The organism is Geminocystis sp. GBBB08, from assembly GCF_016743215.1.
Lineage (GTDB): Bacteria > Cyanobacteriota > Cyanobacteriia > Cyanobacteriales > Cyanobacteriaceae > Geminocystis.
In genome coordinates, this window is record NZ_VRZC01000261.1 from 1 (window position 1) to 3240 (window position 3240).

General features: G+C 31.8%; 5 protein-coding genes and 2 pseudogenes. 6 read left to right on the forward strand and 1 reads right to left on the reverse strand.

Annotated features, from left to right (window positions below):
* The 4 genes and pseudogenes from FWJ34_RS18905 to FWJ34_RS18920 form a co-directional block, all read left to right on the forward strand.
* Positions 1–156 (forward strand): annotated as a pseudogene (locus FWJ34_RS18905) (photosystem II q(b) protein); the annotation flags it as partial.
* 172 nt (positions 157–328) lie between these two features.
* Positions 329–658: a type II toxin-antitoxin system RelE/ParE family toxin gene (locus FWJ34_RS18910; protein ID WP_308256879.1), complete on the forward strand. Its 330-nt coding sequence runs from the start codon at positions 329–331 to the stop codon at positions 656–658.
* Positions 639–956 carry a hypothetical protein gene (locus FWJ34_RS18915; RefSeq protein WP_308256880.1) on the forward strand — a complete coding sequence of 106 codons (318 nt, stop codon included), beginning with the start codon at positions 639–641 and terminating at the stop codon, positions 954–956. The genes FWJ34_RS18910 and FWJ34_RS18915 overlap by 20 nt, the downstream gene beginning before the upstream one ends.
* Positions 957–1408: 452 nt before the next feature.
* On the forward strand, positions 1409–1702 hold the full coding sequence (locus FWJ34_RS18920; RefSeq protein WP_308256881.1) for a DUF433 domain-containing protein: 294 nt from the start codon (positions 1409–1411) through the stop codon (positions 1700–1702).
* Between the two features lie 143 nt (positions 1703–1845).
* Here FWJ34_RS18920 and FWJ34_RS18925 read toward each other — a convergent pair whose 3' ends face one another.
* Positions 1846–2040 carry a hypothetical protein gene (locus FWJ34_RS18925; protein WP_308256882.1) on the reverse strand — a complete coding sequence of 65 codons (195 nt, stop codon included), beginning with the start codon at positions 2038–2040 and terminating at the stop codon, positions 1846–1848.
* A 17-nt stretch (positions 2041–2057) separates the two neighbouring features.
* Between FWJ34_RS18925 and FWJ34_RS18930 the strand changes: the two are divergent.
* Both FWJ34_RS18930 and FWJ34_RS18935 read left to right on the forward strand, forming a co-directional pair.
* Positions 2058–2243: pseudogene (locus tag FWJ34_RS18930) on the forward strand (photosystem II q(b) protein); the annotation flags it as partial.
* 326 nt (positions 2244–2569) lie between these two features.
* The gene (locus FWJ34_RS18935; protein WP_308256883.1) at positions 2570–3145 is read left to right on the forward strand and encodes a Uma2 family endonuclease; all 576 of its coding nucleotides are present in this window, start codon (positions 2570–2572) and stop codon (positions 3143–3145) included.
* Positions 3146–3240 lie beyond the last annotated feature (95 nt).

Consider the following 3240-nt stretch of genomic DNA (forward strand, 5'->3'; position numbering starts at 1 on the left):
ATCTTAGATAGTCAAGGTCATGTAATTGGAACTTGGGCAGATGTGTTAAACCGTGCCAACATCGGTATCGAAGTAATGCACGAACGTAACGCTCACAACTTCCCCTTAGACTTAGCTTCTGCTGATGCAGTATCTGCACCCGTAATCAACGGTTAATTTCTAAAGGTTAGTAAAACTAAATAAATAATCAAAAGGCACTCTCTATTAAGTTAGAGGGTGCTTTTTGGTGTTAATACTAGAATTTAGAAAATATATTAGCTCTCTCCAGAAATTATAAAATTAATCAAATTAAGGTATTATTCAAATTAGAAACTTTTGTTTAAAGTCAATGAAAGTACAACGGAAAGAAATTAGAAGGTACAGAACAAAAGATGGTAAAGTACCGTTCGCAAAATGGTTTGATTCTTTAAAAGATCGTAAAACTCAGTTAAAAATTAATGAGAGATTGAGAAGGGTAAGTTTGGGCAATTTGGGAGATTATAAATCTATTGGTGAAGGAATTTTCGAGTTAAGAATTGATTATGGAGCGGGTTATCGTATTTATTTTGCTCAAGAGGGAAATCAGATAATTGTGTTATTATGTGGTGGAGATAAAAGTAGCCAAAAAAAAGATATTTTACAAGCAAAGGAGTATTGGTATGACTACAAAAATCGTTAACACTGTTAAGAGTGATCTTTGGCTTAATTCTTTGATAGAATCTTTGGCTGATTCCCAATACGCTGGGGAATATTTGACGGTTATATTAGAAGATGATCCTGAAGGTGATCAAATTTTAATGACTACTTTACAGGATATTATTCAAGCTTATAAAAATAATAACCGTTTATCTGAATCGGCTCAAGAATACTATCAAAAACTTGAGGAAATATTAGTTCAAAATGGAGAAAAATCTCTTTATTTGTTTTTGAAATTATTAAAGGTTTTGAATTTTACAATCTCGATCGAATCCAAATAAATATGAATAAAATATTAGGGTGGGCAATGTCCACAATCCTTAAATAGAGATCTTCATAAATGAAAAATATAAAAAATAAATGGGAAGAAAAACCGCAGAAATTTATGCTTAAACCCGTTTAAATTTAAAACAGAAAGGAAAACCTATACCTGAAAATGATATTTGGATTGCTTTTCAATGTATGGAAAATAATTGGACTTTAGCAACTTGCGATCGAGATTTTAGTTATGTCGATGGTTTATCAATAAAACAATGGTAAATCAGATCGTTTTAAATGAATTTTGTAAGGTTCGAACGACTTTTTCGTAGTTACTCCTTTAGGGGTGATAATGGCTAAAGCTATCATTACCAATCAAAAACTTTCAAAGTTCCGTTAAAACATTGTTTGTCATCTACATTATGCCTTTTTCTGATAACATTAAAATACAAGAGTTTTTCAGTGTTAAAAAGTAATGACTTTAAACGAGTTATTAGAACGTCAAAAAATTATTCATTCAGATCCCGAAATTATGAGCGGTGAGCCAGTATTCGTGGGCAGTCGTGTACCGTTACAAACATTATTTGACTATCTGGAGGAGGAAGGAGGATTAACGGAATTTATCAGTGATTTTCCCTACCTCAAAACTCAAACAATGAAAGTGTTAGAAAATGTAGCTAGGTTGATAATAAACATTAGCGAATTAGTGCCTTCTCTATCTAGGGTAATAGTGTTTGTTGATGATGACGGAAATTTAAGCAATAGTTAATCATTTTTGTCAAATATCCCACAATATGACTGTTCGTAGTTACCCCTTTAGGAGTGATAATGGCTGAAGCCATTACTACCAACCAAAGAAGTTTAAAAGTTTCGTTAAAACACTAATTGTATTCATATTATCGCCATTTTGGGTTAAGACTTTTTTCTTTTTTCTTTCAATTGTCTCAAAAAGACATCAGAATCAATTTGATCCAAATCCACAATAACATCTCCGTCTTCTGTAACAAGCAGATGATCAATGTTATATCCTAGTTTAATTAAATTTTCAGCTTGTTTTTTAATTTCCTGTTTTTGTGCGTCATTAAAAGACTGTTTAGGAATTTTCATATAATTAAGCAGTACTAAATCTAACTAATAAGAATGCCTGCCAGTCTATCTTAGATAGTCAAGGTCATGTAATTGGAACTTGGGCAGACGTATTAAATCGTGCCAACATCGGTATCGAAGTAATGCACGAACGTAACGCTCACAACTTCCCCTTAGACTTAGCTAGTGCAGAAGTAGTAACGGCTCCTGTAATCAACGGTTAAGTTTAACAATTAAATAATAAATCAAGAAGCACTCTCTATATTTTACTTTAGATTTAACTGAGATTTTTTAATTATGCTGATAAAGTCTTTATTTAACTATCTGGAGAAGAAAGGAGGACAACTAAGGCGGTTTCCAAAAAAGAATTTACCATTCTTCTTTATAATTGCCCCTTTGTTAAGGGAGGTTAGGGGGGATCATGTGGGTATATTTATTATTAGAAATAACCTAAATAATAATCAAGAGGCACTCTCCTTAGTTGGGAGGTGCTTTTTGGCGTTTGTGTTAGGATAATCAATTATAACTATAGTGATTGTTATGAAAAATTATGGTTTATTTATCAACACCTTTAGAATTAGAGTTGCAATTAACTGATGAACAATTTTTTGAACTTTGTCACAAGCATAGAGATTTAAGATTTGAACGTAATGCTCAAGGAGATTTAATTATTATGCCACCCACAGGAGGATTAACAAGTAATCGTAATGCAGATTTAATCTATCAATTAATGGTTTGGAATCGAGTCAAAAAATTAGGTAAAGTGTTTGATTCTTCAGGGGGATTCAAATTACCAAATGGAGCAAATCGATCACCTGACGCTTCTTTTATTAGTTTGCAAAAATGGCATAATTTAACATTAGAACAACAAGAAAAATTTTTACCTTTAGCTCCTGATTTTGCCATCGAATTAAAGTCACCTTCAGATAAACTCAGTGATGTTCAAAAGAAAATGGAAGAATATATCGATAATGGTGTTAAACTAGGATGGTTAATTAATCCCGAAAAAAAAGAAGTAGAAGTATATCGTCAAGAGCAAAAAAAGGAAGTTTTAACTAATCCAAAAACTATCTCAGGAGAAGATATTTTACCTGATTTTACTTTAGATTTAACTGAGATTTTTTAATTATGCTGATAAAGTCTTTATTTAACTATCTGGAGAAGAAAGGAGGACAACTAAGGCGGTTTCCAAAAAAGAATTTACCATTCTTCTTTATAATT